General features: G+C 40.4%; 12 protein-coding genes. 3 read left to right on the forward strand and 9 right to left on the reverse strand.

What is annotated here, in order from left to right:
• Positions 1-752: 752 nt before the first annotated feature.
• The gene (locus tag V7K45_RS05585; protein ID WP_335001196.1) at positions 753-3,200 is read right to left on the reverse strand and encodes a hypothetical protein; all 2,448 of its coding nucleotides are present in this window, start codon (positions 3,198-3,200) and stop codon (positions 753-755) included.
• 369 nt (positions 3,201-3,569) lie between these two features.
• Positions 3,570-4,238, reverse strand: a complete 669-nt coding sequence (locus V7K45_RS05590; protein ID WP_335001198.1) for a cadmium resistance transporter — start codon at positions 4,236-4,238, stop codon at positions 3,570-3,572.
• A gap of 495 nt (positions 4,239-4,733) precedes the next feature.
• On the opposite strand from V7K45_RS05590, the gene V7K45_RS05595 reads away from it, so the two are divergent.
• Positions 4,734-5,873 carry an aliphatic sulfonate ABC transporter substrate-binding protein gene (locus V7K45_RS05595; protein ID WP_335001201.1) on the forward strand — a complete coding sequence of 380 codons (1,140 nt, stop codon included), beginning with the start codon at positions 4,734-4,736 and terminating at the stop codon, positions 5,871-5,873.
• A gap of 153 nt (positions 5,874-6,026) precedes the next feature.
• Here V7K45_RS05595 and V7K45_RS05600 read toward each other — a convergent pair whose 3' ends face one another.
• A complete protein-coding gene (locus V7K45_RS05600; protein ID WP_335001203.1) occupies positions 6,027-6,764 on the reverse strand; it encodes an SDR family oxidoreductase in 738 nt (245 codons plus the stop codon).
• A gap of 444 nt (positions 6,765-7,208) precedes the next feature.
• On the reverse strand, positions 7,209-7,874 hold the full coding sequence (locus tag V7K45_RS05605; RefSeq protein WP_335001205.1) for a phosphoribosyltransferase: 666 nt from the start codon (positions 7,872-7,874) through the stop codon (positions 7,209-7,211).
• Between the two features lie 799 nt (positions 7,875-8,673).
• Between V7K45_RS05605 and V7K45_RS05610 the strand changes: the two genes are divergently transcribed.
• Positions 8,674-9,174: a hypothetical protein gene (locus V7K45_RS05610; RefSeq protein WP_335001208.1), complete on the forward strand. Its 501-nt coding sequence runs from the start codon at positions 8,674-8,676 to the stop codon at positions 9,172-9,174.
• A 380-nt stretch (positions 9,175-9,554) separates the two neighbouring features.
• On the opposite strand, the gene V7K45_RS05615 is transcribed toward V7K45_RS05610, so the two are convergent.
• From V7K45_RS05615 to lepA, 5 genes are all read right to left on the reverse strand, one after another.
• Positions 9,555-10,601 (reverse strand): cyanophycinase, encoded by a 1,047-nt coding sequence (locus V7K45_RS05615; RefSeq protein ID WP_335001210.1) that lies wholly within the window; start codon positions 10,599-10,601, stop codon positions 9,555-9,557.
• Between the two features lie 330 nt (positions 10,602-10,931).
• Positions 10,932-12,797 carry an alpha-amylase family glycosyl hydrolase gene (locus tag V7K45_RS05620; protein ID WP_335001212.1) on the reverse strand — a complete coding sequence of 622 codons (1,866 nt, stop codon included), beginning with the start codon at positions 12,795-12,797 and terminating at the stop codon, positions 10,932-10,934.
• Positions 12,798-13,083: 286 nt separating this feature from the next.
• Positions 13,084-14,271, reverse strand: coding sequence for a glycosyltransferase family 4 protein (locus V7K45_RS05625; RefSeq protein WP_335001214.1), 1,188 nt, complete (start codon positions 14,269-14,271; stop codon positions 13,084-13,086).
• A 382-nt stretch (positions 14,272-14,653) separates the two neighbouring features.
• A complete protein-coding gene (locus V7K45_RS05630) occupies positions 14,654-17,329 on the reverse strand; it encodes a PAS domain S-box protein (RefSeq protein ID WP_335001216.1) in 2,676 nt (891 codons plus the stop codon).
• 372 nt (positions 17,330-17,701) lie between these two features.
• The gene (gene lepA / locus V7K45_RS05635; RefSeq protein WP_335001218.1) at positions 17,702-19,513 is read right to left on the reverse strand and encodes a translation elongation factor 4; all 1,812 of its coding nucleotides are present in this window, start codon (positions 19,511-19,513) and stop codon (positions 17,702-17,704) included.
• A gap of 558 nt (positions 19,514-20,071) precedes the next feature.
• Here lepA and V7K45_RS05640 point away from each other — a divergent pair.
• Positions 20,072-20,308 (forward strand): hypothetical protein, encoded by a 237-nt coding sequence (locus V7K45_RS05640; RefSeq protein ID WP_322660411.1) that lies wholly within the window; start codon positions 20,072-20,074, stop codon positions 20,306-20,308.
• The last annotated feature ends 46 nt before the right edge of the window (positions 20,309-20,354 follow it).

Raw genomic sequence — 20,354 nt, forward strand, 5'->3', positions numbered from 1 at the left:
CCAGTCCCTTTTATTTACTCTTCAGGTTTATAACACCGGAGCCTTCACGTGCTGAATTCTCCCCTGAAGTGGGAACAGTTTCTCGACATCAAACCTTATCCAAGTAAATGGTTTTTTTTGTTTTCGTCTTCTAAAAATTATCTCTACTTTTGGACATATTTAATATTTTTTTCTATCAAATTCGTTGACATTATTTTACTTTTTTTATTTTATTGTAAATATTTATTTATATTTTTACAATTAGCAACTAAAGTTATTTATATGTCTTGATAATAGTCAATTTTTAACTACAGCTATTTGCATCATAATAATGCTTTTTATCCGACAATCACAGCAATCATGACGTTATTCACGAAAAAAATCATATCTGTTAAATAATAATTAAAAATTGATTATAAAGTGGCAAAATATGTATTTTAAGATTCACTTTTTGTAAAAGCTTTTAATTGCCTACCATCAATTCAAATAAATTTGAATATATCAAAATATTAAGGTAATTCCGAGAAAAGTTTTGTTTTGTTAACAAAAACAATGCAGCTGAATCGAAGTAGTTTCCTCAAATTTCCGATCCAATCAGAGCCAGGAAACTTGGAAATTGTATAAACCGGGGTTGCTCCAATACAGTTCGGTTAAAGAAAAAAGAGAAAAGATGAATTCAAACTTTTACCCCTTCCCCTTTACCCTTTTCCCAAACCACAACAGATATGAAAAGTGCTTATCCGAACCGTATTGGGGGTTGCTCCTCATTTCTCCTATTCCTTAGAAGCAAACCATTGTAATGGCAAAAATTTCATAATATTTGTTACTTTTTTTAAAGTTTTTAATTCTGGTATATCTGGTTTTAATTGTTCTGCGATCGCTAATTTTTGTTCAGCTTGTGTAGGTTGAAAATTATATAAATAAACAAAAGCTAAATAAATCCATGTGTAAGGATTTTGAGCATCATATTTAGTTAATTCTTTTAAATTTTGGATTAATTCTGGGACTTGGCGCTGTAAAAGTTGTGATAAGACTAAAGTGTAACGCCAATTTAAATTATTTGGCTCTACTTGCAGATAATAATTAGCCGCTAAATCAATTTGTTTTAAATAATCCTGAGTAGGATCGTATTGATTGAAATGACCTATCTGCACAAAGATATTATTTAATTTACCCTGTTGTAACTCTTGTGCTAGCTGTGAAGTTCGGGTAACTAAATCTAAAGCTGGCGATTTTTCTACTGTACCTACATCTGTCACATTTACAGTAATATCTGGAATATTTAAAGATGTGGTTTTGTTGTTTCTTCTATCTAAATATAGTGCTGATAGCTGATATTTTCCTAGTGGTAGTGTTTTAGGAATAAATGTAGCTAAAGCTTCTTTCACCCGAAAAGTTCCTTCAGGATGACATTTGAGGCCGCAGTATAAATTACCTAAGCCAATGGCATGATCGTGATACCAAGATGATTGTCCATTTTGCCATTTTAACAGTAATATACCATTTTGCAAATCATTCCATGAGCCTGTTATTTCATAGTTTACAGGGTTGTTTTTATCTAAAATTAATTGCTGAGAAATCGCTACTTTTTCTAAACTAATTACAGACTCGCTATTATTTATTTTTTCAACAGTTACAGGAAGATTTTTGCAACTATATAATCGCATTTTATCTCCATGAGGTAATATCCAATCGCCTTGTAATTTCAAATCAGTAGAAGATTCGACTAAAGATTTTAATTTTCGTTTAGTTTCTCCACTTTCTCCAGGTCTATATGGTTCATTATCCCTAGTAATATACCAACAAAAATATTGTAAATCTTGCTCTATCTGAGATAATTTGGTTGTTAATTTTCTGCCAGATACGCGAAAATCTGCTAATGTCCCAAAATAATTTAAAGTATACTCATTTATCTGCGGTGTAGAAACAGGAATTACTCCTAAATTCGATCTTAAATATGAATTTGTTTCGGTGATTTTGTATATGAGTTTCTCCAGAGGATATTCTTTTGCATCATTATTAGGTAAATGTCTACCACCCCATGCTTGAATTAGGGGTAATGGAAACAAATTATTTAATAAAACTATGCAACCTAATACTAAAGCAGCTAATCTCAATCTATCAAAATATATATTCTCAACTAAATTGAATAAGTCCGCCAATATTAAACTAATAATCGGAAAGCATGGCAGAATAAATCTAATGTCTTTATTTGTGCCCAAAGAACAAATTATATAGCTACTTACTAAGGTAACTAATAACCAAATTCGAGCCGATCTATGGAGATTTGCTGAAATTAAATTAGTAGTATTATATTTAATCAGATAAACCAATAAAATGCCAATACTCGCACATAATATTGGTAAACCAACGCTTTCTGGGATCATTTGTGGATAGTATAACCATCCAGCAATAGTTGTGGGAGCAGGATCGCCCTCGCTTTTTCCCACTTGGTTAGCGTTTAATGCTGATGTAATAATTGTTAACCAATTTAACCCATACCAAAAACTACAAATTAACCAAGCTATTATCAAAGATAAGCAAGCTTGAATTAGTTTGATAAATCTACGTTCTTTAATAAAACCAATTAATACCCAAATACTAGGAACTAAAATAAAAATAAAACCTGTAGGTTTAGCCAACAAGATTAAACCTATTCCAACTCCCAATAGGATAGTTAACGCCCATGACAAAAACCCAATATAACTATCTTTCCAAATTGTCAGGACTGTAAAAGTTACAATAACAATTGCTGTTAAACCATAATCTAATAAATAATCTGTCCGAATAATTCCTAAAATAGGAAATAACACACAAAATATACTGGCAGTTATGCCAATTTTTCGGTTATTAAATAAAAAATTACCTAAATGATATACTGAAATTATAATCATCGCAGTATACAATAAGTTGACCAAACTTGCTTGGTCATATCCACGGCCAAACAGCATCAAAAATGGGACAGTGCAAATATACACAAAAGGAGCGCGATAACTTGGAGTTAATTGCCACAGAGATAACCACCAATCTCCTGAAAAAATATTGAAGTTTTGAAAAATTTTATAATGATGTAATGCTGTAGCTAAATGTGCGCTTTGATCGAAGGCTGGAATCGATTCATCTAAGAAAAACCAAGCTCTATCTATAGCTAATGCTATCACCCAAATTACTAATAAAATGAGATAATCTTTTCGATGCTGAGAATGGTCAAAATTACTCATATTTATTTGCTCAAAAACTAAAATTTAACCAATTATATATCTGTCATGTATCGACGTTTTACTAATACCAAAATAAATATATATAGTGAAGAATTTAATAGCTCTGGTGTTGAGGTTTGTAGTTGCGTAAATGCCCGCTCATTTCAGTTCATTCTTTGCCTCATTTGGGTCGAATATTAGAATAGGCTTTGCATCGCGAAGATTTGCAATGACCGCATCATAGTAAATATTAAAATGTCCTGTGAAAGTTCTCTGGCGGCTATCATCCGCAGGGATCTGAAGTGATTCATAGATACTTTTCAACGGTTAATCACCAGAACACCTTCAATATTTAGAAATTTAAAGATAAAAACCGTTAAATTTTCTTTGTCAAGTTTTCGGTAAAAAAAGACGATAGGATTCGCTGTCTAACAGAATTCTGAAACCCAGCCACATCAGCACGAAGGGGAAAATCTTACTAGCATAACGGCTGAGTACCAAAGCAATACCAGGTAGACGAGTTAGATGATAGGACAGAAACAGCCAGCAACAAAGAATGAAATAGCAAATTGGTACGATTACAGTGAGATTTTGGATTGAGCTACTGGCAAACAGGGGGATATAGATCCCAAGATTGTTGCCACCGTTAGAAATTGTTACTGAGGAGACGCGGTAGGTCTGCGGATCGCGGATTACGTCCCAGAGCGATCGCTTTCTGGAATCAAATCCTTTAAATTTAGAGTTTCTTTTGAGATTAGCTGACTTATCTTCGTCTGAATCATCCTTATTCAAGTTGAATAAATTGTTCAAGCCAATCAGTATCGGCAGAATTCCCAGTAAACCAGTCCAAGTTGACGGAATTGCTAGACCGAGTAAGAAACCAAGGCAACTGACTGCCACTAATGCCGTGAATCCTATAATTTCACCAACTACAACGTGCTGAGGACGAAAAGTCCGATTAACCTCACTGAAGAAAGCAGTCAGATAAATATTGTCGTCAAACGTTGTCGCCACAGCAGTAGCTAGCCCGATCTTAATTGTTGCAATTAACCAATCCATCACCATTCCTCACTCAACACCTATCTGATGAACGACACTAGCGATCGCTCAACCTTTGTAATCAGCCCTACAATATCGAGAAATATTGACGCGAGTTTCGCGAATCGGCTATAAATCGACTTCTTATTTCTTCAACTTAGTTATTTATCGTACAGAAATCACACAGTAAAACTACCCGTAGTGGGAATAATGCGTTACGCTGCGCTTTTCTTAAATGCTCTAGGCCATACACGCCCTACAAATAAAAGATTTGCATAAGTCCTAATAATATATAAATAGCCCCAAAAAGTCTAACACTCTGGCTGTATTCTCGTATATAACCCGCCATTGATTGCAAGCATCAACAAAGGAGTCATTATGATTAGCCGTTTGATTGACTTTGTGCTTAGATGCACAGGTCAAAATATCTTACGGTCGCTCAGATCAGCCACTCGTAGATCGGCTACCTACAGGTTTGCAGTTCGATTTTGCCTCGGACTTGTCTCGATTTTGGTTTTGACTCTAATTTTTGACAGTTATGCTGTTGCCACTTCTGAATCTGGCAATCGGCTCTCTACTCTCATGAATCAGTTTAAACTACCCAAAAGCTCCACAATCCAGTTATTGGAAACCGTGGGACTGTTTATGGGGGGGATAATTTTCTGTGTAGTTTTGGATCGCTGGTTTTCTAACCGTCCCGATCGCTCTAGCAATACGCCCTTAGCAGAGCAAGCACGGCGGCTCAAGCAACTCAAAATAGGATATCCAGAGGGAATGACAAATCTGGAAGTTCTCCGCGCTCAAGGCTTGCTCGAAACGCGTTTGCAACCTTATGGGCTGAGTGTCACCTGGACAAGTTTTTTATCAGCCTCTTCTCTGATAGAAGCACTCAGCAACGGGACGATTGACTTCTGTGGTGGCGGTGGTACGGCCAGCATCTTCTCTCAAGCGGCGGATCACGTATTTGTGCGGGTGGCTAAGGAAAAATATACCGCTCCCAAAGGTCAAGCGATTCTAGTACCGGAAAATTCGCCGATTCAGACGCTGGCCGACCTCAAGGGTAAAAAGATCGCTTTTGATAAAGGCTCAAGCGCCCATTATGTGCTTGTGCGATCGCTGGCAAAAGTCGGCCTCGATTTTAGTGACATTGAACCAGTTTATTTGACACAACCGGAGGCGCTGCCCCGATTCCGTCGAGGTGAAATCGATGCTTGGGTGATTTGGGTTCCCTATACAGCTACTCTTGCCCGAAGCGCTTACCCAGGGCGATCGATTGCAGATTTAGAGAGCATATTTGGTGACAAAGCCTCCGTGGAAGTTCCGACTTATTACTACGCGATTCCAGAGCTAGTACGCGACTACCCTGACCTACTCAAGGTGATTTTAGAAGAGGTAAACGAAGCTGGAGCTTGGGCTAAGAAACAGGAATTAGAAGCGGTTCAACGAATGGCAGAACACCATGAAATCGATCCATCTATCGTTGGAATTTTACAGCAACGTAGCGCCGAACGCGCCATCATCCCGATTGACGACCAATCGCTCGCAGCTCTACAGCATCAGGCAAATATATTTAGAGATTTAAATCTGATTCCTGAGCGGGTAAATGTGAAAGATGGAACCTATAGCTTACAGACTAAGCAAAACTGGACTTATTAATCTGACACTGACAATTTAGTAGAGTTTTGCTTACAAATCGTTACGTTTTAAACGTAGAGGGACACAGAGTTTTTTTTAAGCGAAATTCTATATTCGTGCGTTCAAGATATTGTCTGGCTATCTGAGCCGAATGCTTGGTCTGTAAGCCGAAATTTAAAGTTCTTGACGTGTCGGACGGATGATGATTTCATTCACATCAACATCACTGGGTTGCTCAATGGCGTATGCGATCGCACGGGCAATGGCATCTGCATCAATGGCGATCTCATAAAGTTGGTTAATTCCGGCTGCTGCGTCTTTATCGGTAATCGTGTTAGCCAGTTCGGTAGCAACGGCTCCTGGTGAGATATTAGTCGAACGGATTTCACCATTTGACTCTAACCGCAGTCCCTCAGAAATCGCCCGCACTGCGTACTTGGTGGCACAGTAGACGGCCGCTCCCGGAAACACCTTATGTCCGGCCACTGATGATAGGTTAATGACGTGACCAGACTTTTGCTGACGCATAATTGGCAACACGGCAGCAATCCCATAGAGAACGCCCTTAATGTTGATATCGATCATCCGATCCCACTCCTCTACCTTTACTTGGTCGAGGGCAGAAAGCGGCATTAACCCGGCATTATTGATTAGCACATCGATCCGGCTGTATGTACTCACAGTTTCCTTGGCTAAGGCTTCCACTTGGGCGCGGTCTGCTACATCTGTGACTTGATAGGTTGCAGTCCCTCCTGATTTAGCGATCGCCGCAACCAATTCTTTCAGCCGATCTTCGCGTCTGGCAGCCAGCATCAGTTTAGCTCCACTAGCAGCAAGTCGCTTCGCAGTTGCCTCGCCTAACCCACTGCTAGCTCCGGTGATGATTACCACTTTGTTTTCAATCTCAGACATATTTATTCCTGGGGATTATTGAGTATGGCTCGTGAAACATGGGGTGCTGTTTCAGCTGTTTCAGATGAACTCAGCATTATTTAACCATATCAATTAGTTTGTATACTCGTTCCACGTTTTTATCCCGGCAACGTCATGAAGTTGGGTGTGGAGTGTAGGGAAAAAGACGGCATTGGACGAAGCTTGGAACTCCGACCAATGCAATCGTCCTTTATGAAGCAATACGGTTCGGTTAAAGGGGAAAGGGGAAAGGGACTCATGTTTTGAATACATCCTTTCCCTTTACCCGCAAACCCATTCCCCAGACCATAAGGAAAGTGAAAAATGCTTATCTGAACCGTATTGCTTTATGAAGGGGCTTGGCCACTACTAATCAGAACCGCTATCATCGCGCCATTTGAGTTCGTTTATGAGTTGAGACCATCTCATAAACTTAATCTTTATCTACATACCAAGAGGTATTGCTTCACCGTTCTTTGCCGCTTTTGCGAGTAAGTCGCGGACTTCTTCATCGGTCGTTTGAGGAAAGCTTTCGTACCAAAGACCAACGCTCTGGAAAGGGCTGGGTTTGGAGATGCAAACGATTTCGTCTACCTCAGTTTCTAACTCTTGGCAAGTTTCAGGTGCAGCCACAGGCACAGCGATCGCAATCTGAGCAGGTTGCTGTTTTCGCACAGTTACAACAGCAGCCCACATCGTTGCACCCGTTGCTAAACCATCATCTACTAAGATGACTGTGCGTCCTTTCAAATCTCTTAAGGGGCGATTTTGGCGATAAAGCCGTTCCCGCCGCTCTAACTCCCGTTCTTCTTGTAGCGCCACTCTGGCAATTACTTCATCGGATATCTTCACCAGGCTGATAATATATTTATTGACTATCCGCACACCACCAGAAGCGATCGCTCCCATCGCTAGTTCTTCACGATCGGGCACGCCCAATTTACGTACCACTAAAACATCTAAGGGAGCATTTAAGGTTTTGGCAACTTCAAAAGCAACGGGTACACCACCCCTTGGTAGCCCTAATACCAGAACATCGGGGTCATTAGCATAAGCGGTTAACTCCTTAGCCAAAACTTGACCCGCAAACCTCCGATCTTTAAATAGCATGGTGTGATATTCCTAATTGGTTTCCAAAAAAAATAAATATTTACATAAGTTTGTTATTGGCTATCAACCTCAAAAAATAGAGCAATTGAGCAAATTTCAAACTTGTTGTTATAGTTCAGATGTTCTAAATCGATCTTAGAGAGCTAAATGTTCTCTGTCCTCCACTAACGGAGCGACATCTTTTATCTACAGTTCTATCAAACGGATGAGTTAGCTTTAATGCAACAAGATTTCTGCATCTTGTGCTGAAACTATTACTACTCCACACTCAATATCCGTCCTCAGATGGCTTTTTGAGAAGACACAGTGACGCGGTGAACTCTCGCTGTAGAGGGTTTACTCCTGTAAGTAACTGGTGTTAGCGTGAAGCAAAGTTATAGCACGACCACAGGAGAAGGGTTACATGGAAAACCTAATGTTTAATTAGGGGTGTATTTGAAAACTGTTATAAGTTTTGCCACTTGCTAACATTTACTGTTAGACTTTTACCGAGTATTTTTTTTACTGCAAATTTTAAAAAAATTACTTAATTGTTAGCAGATGCAAAAATTTATGAAAATCCAGTGATGATGCAATTGTTAATTTTTCGTCTCTCCCCTGTTGCAGACCTTGTGTTGATATTATCTTTACATTCTCCCTAAATTGTGAACATGAGATAATGCATCATCTGGTTGTTCGTTATATAATGCTTAATATTACAGAGAAAAGTTATCAAAGTTACCCAATTAACACTTTTGAATAAAAATTAATAGGGTAGAATCACTGAATATGCTTGAAAATCACAAGAAGGGTGTTTTTAATGATCGGCTTAACCAATTCAGAAAACGGCACAGTTAGCAGCACAGCAGCTACTAAGAGGCTGGCAAGGGCAATGATGGTTTCTGGTGGACAGTTTTCACTGTTATTGGCTTGTTGTAACTGTGTTCAAAAGCAGGAGCAAGTGCTGAATTTGCTAACAGAATTTTCATCAGCAAATATCCACGAAATTTTGCTCTCGCCTACTGACGATAAATTATACACAGCTATTAAAAGTGAAATTGGTACTGCTCAACCCGAAGCTTTGATGGTACGAGGCTTAGAATCTGTAGTGGCAATTAACCAACTGATTACTAGTACCAATATCATGCGAGATGAGTTTCGGAAACAGTTTCAGTTTCCCTTGGTGTTGTGGGTCAATGATGAAATTCTGCGTAAGCTAGTTTGGCTAGCACCCGATTTCAAAGACTGGGCAGCTAGTACTATTAGATTTGATGTACCGAATAATCAGTTAATTGAATCTGAACAACCTATCAGCGCCTAATATTGCCCGAAATTACTTTCAAAATCTTATATATACTAGGTTGAGCCGAGCAAAACCGAAGCTTAGGTTCTGTCATATTCTTTTCTAAAATTACTTTTATTTAACTCTCTCTGACACAAGTGAGCTAAAATCTCCTGGAAGCTATTTTCAAAATTAGAATATAGTAAAATTAAGGGTTATAACAATTAAAAATTAGACCTGCCTTGAAAATAAGTCAGGTCTTATTGATTCTTTTGCTATCAGCGTGCCGACGATCAAATGAACTATTTTACTAATATTTAAGTGCTTCAATGTTCATCTCATCGTCACCCTTACTTACAATTTTCTCGCTAACCATCGTGACAAATCCTGTTTGAAATAGGGTGAATCAGCCCTCCCACTCAATAGGGATTTGAATCAATCCGTCCCCTTTTGACACTCCTGAGATAGTACCCAGAAGTTGGTCTATTTCTTAAGTTGAAGGTGTCGCCACTGCGAACTTTCCAAATTTTGTAATTGGAAAAGGTCAAAGGCTTTCGAGGTTCGCATACTTCTGGCAGATGATTGCCAAGTACAAAGTATGCCGCACCTCTACCCATAACTTTCACCAAACCATTTTTATCCACAAGAACTGACGTACTTTCACTAACCGCTATACCTAAAACACTGCTAGATACACCATCCTTAATTTGACGGGCAATGAAAGTCATAATTCGACCCATTCTTTCCCGTCTGTCAAAGTGTGTATCTACGATAGTTCCCTTCAAATTACTCCAATTGAAAAAATTGTAAGTAAAAGTAATGTCTCGGTAGGGATCTTCGAGTGCGTCTCTAGTTTCAATGCCTTTTTCGGAAGAAGCGCAAGCATCATAGACACAATCACTTTGAATCATTGCACCTGCACTAGTGCCACCAATACCACCTCCCTTAAGGTAAACTGACTTAACGGCAGCCTCAAGCTTGGTATCTTTCCAGTTGCGGATATATTGACATTGATCCCCGCCAGCAAAGAAAACTACATCAGCATTTCGGATTTTTTCATAAATCTCAGCTTTGTTTGCCTCTTGTCTATCCCTAACCAGAAGAGTTTCCACAAAATTTACGCCCTTCATGGCATAAATTAGCCGATTGTAATCGTGATTACCATTAGTGCGGAGAACTACAACATTAACTTTAGTGCTGGAGTTACTACCTCCCCTAACTTGGTTAATCATCCACTGGATAGCATCATCGACATCGGGGCCTCCCCCACCCAAACTCAGGACTGGGCCCGCTAAGGAGGGACGGACATCAAAGGAGGGAGTGGAGGGGCGAACATCAACAGTATCACCCAGGAAGAAGCGTTTCCAGCTTGCAATAAAACGGGTTATTAGGAAGGTTCCCATCTTCAACAACTTGATTCCTGTACTTTTCAAGCGCCTTGCTATGCTTGGGAATGCCTTTGTCATACTAAACTTCTAGAGCAAACTGCAATTATTGCTAGGCTGTGGCGCATTTTAATTGCTTATTTATTCGTGAAATTTATCCTTTGTCATTAGTCATTTATCAGTTGTTGTGAATAACCAATTGACTTAGGACAGTCTTAACGAAAAATCTGCAATTTAGACGCGCACTAGTTTAACTGTGGCACTAGATCGGGTAGAATTTCCAGCGTACAGGTCTTGTACTGTTTGTTAACGCAAAATAACGCAGAGCGATCGCTAATTCTCTGCGTTACTGTGCAAAAATTCTACATTGCTTGTAGCGTTTAATTCTGGTCAGATGAAACTTAAAATAGATTAGGTATTGGTTGTCACTGTCCAGATCCTTCCGTAGTTACTGGGAATAGTTAGCCAATATTCTGAATAACTGGGAACGCCGATTAAATTGTTTTCACCATTTAGTTCTTCTTGATAATTGCCAGCAATTGGGAACCAGAAGGGTACATTTTGATCGCGATCGCTAAAGTTAAGTGCTACTAGGCTAAACTTGTTACCATGTTTGCGCGAGAATAGCAGCACATTTTTGGAATGATAGCGGTCATAATCGTTGTAAAAGAAATGGTCGCCTTCCGTAAACTGCGGTTGCTGACTGCGCAGTTTAATCAACTTACGTACTAAAGAAAGTACGCTCTTACCAATGGGGTCATAAAAATAATCCCATCGTACAGGTCGAAGCAACATCACTCTACCAAAACCTTGTTCTGGCAGGAAATAGTTTTCACCAAATTCCTGACCTTGCCACAGTAGCGGAATCCCTTTACCAGTGAAAATACCAATTAGGTAAGGCTGGACTTTATACCATAAGTCACGATTACCTTCTTTTAATAAATCATTATCGCGGGCGATCGTACCAAAGTTACAAACAAAACGGGAGTGGTCATGATTTTCTATATATTGCAGGGCTGTTTTAGCAATTTTGTCACCATTGTTTGTAATCTCTGAAGGATAGCCATCCAGACCAAGTTTAAAGCCAAGATTAGCTAAATCACCTTTATTTCCATGAGCTACACTTTCAGCTGCACCAAACGTTTCATTTTGCCAGGTAGAGTTGGTATAAGTTTGTTCGAGAATCTCCTTTGGTCCTTCTAATTGTTCAGCACACTGAATCAAATTGATCGTGTCATCGTTTGTGTCATTGTTAAAGAATCTCTGCCAATACTCGCCAGCTTGTCTCTTTTCTTTGACCGTTTTGTAGGTGTTAAAAATTAAGTTAGCGTAACCAACTCCTGTAGAACCATCCCAGTAATTGGGTACGCAGTCATAGCGAAAACCATCGACATGATAGACATCTAGCCAGTGATAGTTGACTGTATAGAAAAAGTCTTGGGTAAACTTGCGATTATAGTCTGTGCTTTCGCCAAAATAATCTTTAGCAAATGTTCCCATAAAAGGATTCTCACGATACCCTAGTTTTCTGTAAACATAAGAGTATGGAAAACTATCACCAGTGTGACCATAAACGGCATCTACAATTACAGCAATGTTGTTTTGATGTGCCGCATCAATTAAACCTTGTAAATCTTTTCTGTTACCAAATCGTTCATCTACCCCAAAATAGCCAATTGGTAAAAAACCCCAATCTACTGTTAAGGCTACATTGGAAAGTGGCATGATTTCGAGACAATTAACTCCCAAATCTGCTATGTAGCCGAGTTTTTCAATTGTTCCATCAATATTGCCGCCGAATTCATCAATCATCAATTCGTAGAGAACAATATCTTTTAAGTTTGGAGTTTTCCAAGTTTTTTCCTTCTGGCTCCACTCATATTGTTGATAGCCAAGTGTGAAAGCGGATAATTTACCTACCCCAAATTCTCTGGCAAAAGGGTCAATAATCCAATCTATTTCTCCCTGATTGGGATTTTGTAAGCAGTAGCGGTAAACATATCTACCTGGTTCTCCCCATGCAGATTTGACACTGGGTTTTGATTGAGTTTTGATATCTATTTGAGTTGACCAATAATCACCATACTCTGAGTCTATAGAATGCTTGAGTTCAAATTCTAAGGGCTGAATATCTTGGAGAAATTGATCTTTTTCGTGGATAATTTTAATTATTAGCCGATTTCCATCCTTTTGAGAAACCCAAGGCAGAAATAGTCCAAAATCAACAATACCGTTGGCTTCTCTAGCTCCTAGTTTATCCAAAGGAAGCAGTTTCATATAGTCATCCTTGATTAATTAGCTTTTTCTAGTGTTACTGATTTCGCAATTCCAAAAATACAGCATAATTCAGGAGTAAAACACGCTTTATACCTGCGTAACAGATTTAGCTTGTGTACCTTACCAACTTGAAATATGCTGTAATATCTAAACACAGATTAAATTTGCACTACTCCAGAAATTGCAGCAGTACCAGCTATAAACTTATCAAAGGTTGATTAAGGATTTATGCAAGTTCAAATAAAATTTTAGATCCCCAACTTCTTCAAGAAATTGGGGAGCTATCTTACCACGGTATTTGCGATCGCTCTTGTACGACTTGCTGATATACTTGCTCAGTTTGCTTGGCTAATTTCGGCCAGCTAAAGCGGCGCTCTAAATCCTCATAAGCGTTATCCACCAGCCATTGACGATAACCTGGATTTTTCAGCACTTCCAAAATTCCCCAAGCTAAAGAATCGGGATTGTTCACCCAAGTGACAATGCCTGTTTTGGTATGTTGCACCACTTCTGGAAAACCACCAGTATCAGAAACTACTACAGGTACACGAGAGGCAAAGCTTTCTAAAGCTACAATTCCAAAGGGTTCGTAAAGACTCGGAAAAACCGCACAGTCTGCGACAGTTTGAAATTTATCTAAGTATTCATCGGAGAGAAAACCGGTAAAATAGCAATGATGCCAAATTCCCAAATCCCAGGCTTGGCGCTTGAGATGGTCAGTATTGCCGCCACCAACGATTACAAATTTCACGTTACCTCCCATTTCTGAAAGGATTTTGGGTGCGGCATTAAGTAATATAGGTACACCTTTTTCGTAGGTCATCCGACCGAGGTAATAAACTATTTTCTCTTCGTCTGCGGCAAATTGGCGGCGAAAATCCAGAGCATGAAAATCGATGTGATGCTGTTTCTTTTCGGCTCGAATACCGTTATAAATGACATCGATTTTGTCCCAAGGACTGTGGAGCGCTCGTTCTACTTCTTGGCGCATATAGTCGCTACAAACAATAATTCGCCAAGCGTTGTAAGCTAACAAGGTTTCTTTGCCATTTATATAACCTTGGATATCAGTGTGAATACCATTATAGCGTCCGTATTCAGTGGCATGAATTGTGGCAATTAGTGGTATTTTAAAATTATGCTTGAGAGCGATCGCAGCATCTCCGACTAACCAATCATGGGCATGAATTAAATCAAAGGGCCCTTCTTCTAAAATCAACTTACCACCGTGATCTCCCATACTCAAGTTGAGATTCACTACCCAGTGGAAAAAGTCGTTACTATATGCCACTGGCACTCGATGTATCTTTACTCCCTCAACAACCTCATACATCGATGCGTGACCAAACTCAGCTGTAATCAGGTGAATTTCATGTCCTAGCTTTACCAGCTCCGGGTACAACTCCGCCACATGTCGTGCAATTCCCCCAATAATCCTTGGTGGAAACTCCCAACTCAGTACCAGTATCTTCATCTACTAGACTCCCCAACACTTTATAAATATCTAACAAACTACATTTACCTAAAAATACAAGTCTGGCCAATGTAGTAAGTACTTTTACTAAAATTTTTAGATTTTTTAACAGTGATTTTGTTAAAAGTTATCAACTGTAGGCTACGGATAGGAAGTAAGGCAGAGGGCAGGAGGCAGAGGGTAGGAAAAACCTACGCGCAAATACATGACTTAGGGTATGGACGCTTTTTATTACGGAAGAGTAGGTCTTAATACAAATCTTATTTTTAAACTGCGGCTCTAGATCCAGAACTAAAGTTTTCATTCATACTTCTTTCCTCCTGCCTTCTGCCTCCTGCCTCCTGCCTTCTCTTAATTGAGTGCCCGTTTCGCAAGTCAGGTATCAAGAAGGGATAACGACGCAAACGGCATGAACTCGATCGCGTCCTTGCTGTTTGGCTACATAAAGTGCTTTGTCTGCTGCATTAATCAAGTCTGGCGGCGAAATTTCAGAATTTGGCACAATGCTAACAACACCTAGACTAACGGTAACACGATCGCACACGCGAGATTGAGCATGGGGAATGGCTAAGTCGCGGACTGCTTGTCGAATAGTTTGAGCTACATAGATTGCTCCTTGAATCTCTGTATTAGGCAGAATGATAGCAAATTCTTCTCCACCGTAACGAGCGACTAAATCAGCTGGACGCTTAAGAATATTTTTGAGGGCAGTTGCTAATTGCCGCAAACAATCATCCCCTCCTAAATGACCATAAGTATCATTGTAGAGTTTAAAAAAATCGACATCTAACAAAATTAAAGACAGTGAAAGTTGCTCGCGTTTGAGTCGCTGCCACTCAGCTTGAAGATACTCATCAAATCGGCGGCGATTGGCTATTTGAGTCAAGCCATCTAGGGTAGCTAATCTTTGTAATTCTTCATTGGCAGCTTGCACTTGCTGGTAAAGTACTGATTGATGAATAGCGATCGCTACTTGACTAGCCAATTGCTGCAACAAATTCACTTCAAATGCTTGCCAATAACGAGGTGCGGTACACTGGTGAGCAATAAGTAAACCCCACAGATGCTCTTCATTCAAAATCGGCACTATTATAGCCGCTTTAACTTGATAGAGTTGTAACAACTCAAAAACATCGGCTGAAAAATCAGATTCCTGAATATTATGGAAGACTTTAGGTAATCCTTGGTAATAGTTGCTAAAATCTTGTTTGAGCGAAAATGGGTGCATTGTCAGTTCTAATCTTTGAGGATAGTCATCACCCACTGATTCCGCCGCAAAATTCCCACTTCCGTCAGATTCTAACTTATAGATAGCTACGGAATCTGAACTTAAACACTGGCGAATACTATTTACTGTTGTATTCAGAACCTCCTCCAAATTCAGTGATTGCCGAATCTGTTGAGTTACTTCAGTAATTAGCCGTTCTCCTTCTGCTTGCTGTCGCAGCATCACTTCGGCTTCTTTACGAGTGCTGATGTCTTCTACCGAACCAAGAATCTGCGTTGGAGTGCCGTTAACATCTCTGGCAAATACGACTTCTCGTGTATGCAGCCAACGCCATTCTCCATTTTTGTGTCGGAATCGGTATTCAGTGGAAAGTACTTCATCGTCGTTCAGGTTGACGAAGCGATTGGGTATGTCATAGCAGAGGTGCTGGTCGTCTGGATGAAAGCAATTTATTAGCCACTGCGGATCTGCGTTACAAAATTCCTCTGGAGAGTAGCCTAAAATAGTCACACTTTTATGATTAAGATAAATACTTGTTCCCTTTAAGAGGTCAAATAGATATAAAATATGCGGTACGGTATTAGCAACCTTTTGTAGAAAGTCTTGACTGGAGCGCAATGCTTCTTCAGCTTTGCGGCGTTCCTGAAGCGCAACTTTATATGCAGTAATATCTCGTCCCTCGGAGATGAGTAGGGTAATATGCCCGGTTTGATCGAGTATAGGACGAACTGAAAAATCAATCGCGATCGCTTGACCATCTCGACCTAAAATCTCAACTTCATAGCGAATAAATTCACCATTGGCAGCAGCTGCGATCGCAGTTTTTAATTGCTCTTGAGTATTTAGAGAAATTGTCCACCACTTTGCTTCCCAAAAAGGCTTGCCAACTACTTCTTCTCGATTAATCCCAGCAAAGTCCAGTGTTGTTTGGTTGATTTCTAATACAATTCCATTCGGCTGAAGTAATCCAATAAACTGAATAGTTTGATTGAAGATCGCCCGGAATTTTTGCTCATTTTCACTTAAAGCTTGTTCTACCCGTTTACGATCGGTAATATCTCGTCCAACAGATTGAAGTTCTACAAGCATCCCTTGCTCATCAAATATCCCTCGAACAATCCACTGCGTCCACCGCACCCCTTGGCAAGCTACGACACGATTTTCAATGGTGATAACAGGATTTTCCAAGCTGATGGAATTTACCAGACTAAACACACGTTCTTGGTCTTCCTCAAACACAACAGGTTTGTAGTGCTGACCGATAATTTTGTCTCGCTCCAGTCCAAAAAATCGACAGTAAGCTTCATTAACAAAGGTAAAAGTGCCATCTGGTAAGCCTCTAGCAATCAGTTCCGTTTGGTCTTCGAGGATGGCACGATAAAGTTCTTCGCTCTCTTGTGCTTGTTTGCGTAAACAAAGCTCGTCATAGGCATCGCTAATATCCAATACTAAACCCTGAAGTAGCTGAGTTTGTCCATCGGCACAAAAAACGAGATTGGCTTGGTTTCGTACCCAAATTATTCTGCCATCGCGCCTAATCATCCGATACTCAATCCTCAAAGGCTCTCTGGTAGCGATTGTATTATTTACAGCTTGCCAAAGGCGATCGCGATCGCTTGGATGAGTGTAATCTAACCAACTATTAAAGAAACCAAAGTGCCAATCTTCGGGGGCAATGCCCAATAATTGTTGCAGTTGTGGACTAATATAAGCAACTTTTGTAGTGTTATTAATTGGTAAGGCATAAACAACGCCCGGAATTTGTTCTACCAGAGTGCGATACTTTTGCTCTACCTCAGAAAGTTGTTCTTCCGCCTGCTTGCGACTCATGATGTTTTGAATTTCTACAATAAATTATCATTTTTTCTGTTAGAAATCCCGCATTAGAGACACACTTAAGGATGGTTAAGCTAACAGCGAGTCAGTGTGGCTTTTTGAAAGCTAAACCTGCCAGCAGCATACTGAAACTCGTACACTTAAGGCTGCTGTTTCCAGCCTTTGTAATTAAAATTAACGGATGTTGAAAAAGAATACAGAATACAGAATTCAGAATTCAGAATAAGAAAACTGTGATGGGGGCCTAAAAGACAGAGGGGCAGAGGGGCAGAAGGGCAGAGGAGAAAGACTTACTGCAAATTCTCCCCTGCTCCCGTGCTCCCCTGCCCCCTTGCCTCTTTCTTAGATTCTGACTTCTGAATTCTATTAGTTTTGATCCAAGCGCAGTACTGCCATAAAGGCTTCCTGGGGTACATCTACAGTACCTACAGATTTCATCCGCTTTTTACCTTTTGCTTGCTTCTGCAAAAGTTTTTTCTTCCGACTGATGTCACCACCGTAGCATTTGGCTAACACATCTTTGCGCAAAGCGGGGATATGTTCGCTGGCAATAACTTTACTGCCAATAGATGCTTGAATTGGCACTTTGAATTGATGGCGGGGAATTAGTTCTTTGAGTTTTTCTGCCATTGCCCGCCCGACGTTGTAAGCTTTATCTCGATGCACAATCATCGCTAAGGAATCGACGGGATCGCCGTTAATCATGATATCCAGCTTCACCAGAGGATTTTCACGGTAGCCGATGATGTGATATTCCATACTAGCGTAACCGCGCGATCGCGATTTCATCTGATCGAAAAAGTCAGTTACAACTTCCGCTAAGGGTAGCTCATACGTAAGGGTGGTTCGTCCTTGGGCGAGATATTTCATATCTTTGAAGATGCCCCGGCGATTTTGTGACAACTCCATCAAGCTGCCGACATAAGTTTCCGGCGTAATCATCTCTACTTGGACGTAGGGTTCTTCAATTTTTTCGCGATCGTTGGGAGAAGGTAAGCGGCTAGGATTATCGATGTACAGTTCCTCACCTTTGACGGTAATCACCTTATAAACCACCGAGGGGGCTGTAATGATTAAATCCAGGTTATACTCGCGCTCCAGGCGTTCCTGAACAATTTCCATGTGCAGCAAACCCAAGAACCCGCAACGGAAACCAAACCCCATCGCGCTGGAAGTTTCCGGTTCGTAGTGTAGCGCTGCATCGTTGAGTTCCAGCTTTTCCAAAGCTTCCCGCAAATCTTCAAATTGATCGGCATCAATGGGGAACATCCCGCAAAAAACCATCGGGTTCGCTTCTGCGTAACCTGGTAAGGGTGCATCTGCTTTCGCCTTACTCAGGGTAATTGTGTCTCCTACCCGTGCATCAGCTACAGCTTTAATTGCCGCTCCTAAATAGCCTACTTCCCCAGCGTGCAGTTCATCAACTTGCTTTTGAGTCGGAGAAAGCACACCTAACTCATCAATTTCAAATTCTTTACCCGATGCCATTAAATGGATGCGATCGCCTTTTTTTACGGTGCCATCCATCACCCGGAAATAGACAATTACTCCACGGTAACTATCGTAATAGCTATCAAATATTAACGCTCGTAGGCGTTCATTTATCGTATTTGGCGGTGGCGGTATCCGCTCAACAACTGCTTCTAAAATCTCATCAATCCCAATTCCTTCTTTAGCAGAAGCCAGAATTGCCCCACTGCAATCTAGACCGATAATTTCTTCAATTTCGCCAATTACCCGTTCTGGTTCAGCCCCCGGCAAATCAATTTTATTCAAAACCGGGATAATTTCCAGGTTACTCTCTAACGCTAAATATACATTCGCCAATGTTTGCGCCTCCACACCTTGGGACGCATCTACTACCAATAGCGCTCCTTCGCAAGCAACAAGAGAGCGGGAGACTTCATAAGAAAAATCTACGTGCCCTGGAGTATCAATTAAGTTCAGTACATACTGCTGACCATCCTTAGCTGTGTAGTTCATCCGGGCAGCTTGCAGCTTAATCGTAATGCCGCGCTCCCGTTCCAAATCCATATTGTCGAGAAACTGTTCCTTCATCTGTCGGTCTTCAACAGTGCCAGTCGCTTGTAGCAAGCGATCGGCGAGGGTTGATTTCCCGTGGTCGATGTGAGCAATAATACAAAAATTGCGAATGCGAACTGCGGGAACGTCAGTCATATACTATCTTTGCCTTAGCAGCAACCAAAGTTAAAAGGGCAATTTACTTAATGTATTTTAATGCTTTCTTAGCCAAGACGCTCTGCTTTTAGTGCTGAGTTCCGAGTGCCGAGTGCTGAGTGGGGCAGAGGAGAGAATAACTCCTTACTCTTAACTCAGCACTCAGCACTCCCTTCACCCCATCTTTAACTTTTGATCTAAATAGGTGGACATTTAAGAATATTATGAAAGTCTATTTGTCGCTGCTAGTATTCAACAGCTAGGAGCGTACAATAAATATAAATAAGTACATCTAGGGATCGTGCAAAATCGTGGGCAATTGCGACTGCTAATTGCCCATAATCGCTGATTTATCAGCAAAATTTCTAGAGCCATTGTCTAGTCAGTTATATGAAAAATGCGATTTAAAACTTAAAGCTGTTACTTTGGTGCTATTTCAGGGAAGTATTTAACTGTGCCCTTGAAAATTTTTCAGCGAATTAGCCCAAATTAATGAATATAACTACTTTACAAAGCTTTAGACAAAACCAAGTCAAAGAATTCAGAGTATATAAACCTATGAATATGAGAGAGAAAACTACCGAAGCGGAAAATACCCAAGCCGATAAGGTAGAAATTGCTGTCCGCCTAGACTCCGAGTTACTAGAGCAAATTCAGCATCTCACCAATGACCCAAGTAAAGTAATTGAAGTAGCGATTCGCCAGTGGTTACGGGGTGAACTGCTTAGAGATGACGAACTAACGCGTACACCCGTGCGTACCCCTGTTCCTCCTCGCGGTGAATGGAACGATTGACGCCATTGCCATTATTTAACTGTCAATGCAAGTTAAAAAAAGTAAA

Origin of the sequence: Nostoc sp., assembly GCF_036917375.1 — a bacterium.
In the GTDB taxonomy this organism is placed as follows: domain Bacteria; phylum Cyanobacteriota; class Cyanobacteriia; order Cyanobacteriales; family Nostocaceae; genus Nostoc.

What these genes read in the sequence shown, in the direction of transcription:
- V7K45_RS05585 (WP_335001196.1), bottom strand. Translation starts at nt 3,200, where the DNA reads ATGAGTAATTTTGACCATTCTCAGCATCGAAAAGATTATCTCATTTTA.
- V7K45_RS05590 (WP_335001198.1), bottom strand. Translation starts at nt 4,238, where the DNA reads ATGGATTGGTTAATTGCAACAATTAAGATCGGGCTAGCTACTGCTGTG.
- V7K45_RS05600 (WP_335001203.1), bottom strand. Translation starts at nt 6,764, where the DNA reads ATGTCTGAGATTGAAAACAAAGTGGTAATCATCACCGGAGCTAGCAGT.
- V7K45_RS05605 (WP_335001205.1), bottom strand. Translation starts at nt 7,874, where the DNA reads ATGCTATTTAAAGATCGGAGGTTTGCGGGTCAAGTTTTGGCTAAGGAG.
- V7K45_RS05610 (WP_335001208.1), top strand. Translation starts at nt 8,674, where the DNA reads ATGATCGGCTTAACCAATTCAGAAAACGGCACAGTTAGCAGCACAGCA.
- V7K45_RS05615 (WP_335001210.1), bottom strand. Translation starts at nt 10,601, where the DNA reads ATGACAAAGGCATTCCCAAGCATAGCAAGGCGCTTGAAAAGTACAGGA.
- V7K45_RS05620 (WP_335001212.1), bottom strand. Translation starts at nt 12,797, where the DNA reads ATGAAACTGCTTCCTTTGGATAAACTAGGAGCTAGAGAAGCCAACGGT.
- V7K45_RS05625 (WP_335001214.1), bottom strand. Translation starts at nt 14,271, where the DNA reads ATGAAGATACTGGTACTGAGTTGGGAGTTTCCACCAAGGATTATTGGG.
- V7K45_RS05630 (WP_335001216.1), bottom strand. Translation starts at nt 17,329, where the DNA reads ATGAGTCGCAAGCAGGCGGAAGAACAACTTTCTGAGGTAGAGCAAAAG.
- lepA (WP_335001218.1), bottom strand. Translation starts at nt 19,513, where the DNA reads ATGACTGACGTTCCCGCAGTTCGCATTCGCAATTTTTGTATTATTGCT.
- V7K45_RS05640 (WP_322660411.1), top strand. Translation starts at nt 20,072, where the DNA reads ATGAATATGAGAGAGAAAACTACCGAAGCGGAAAATACCCAAGCCGAT.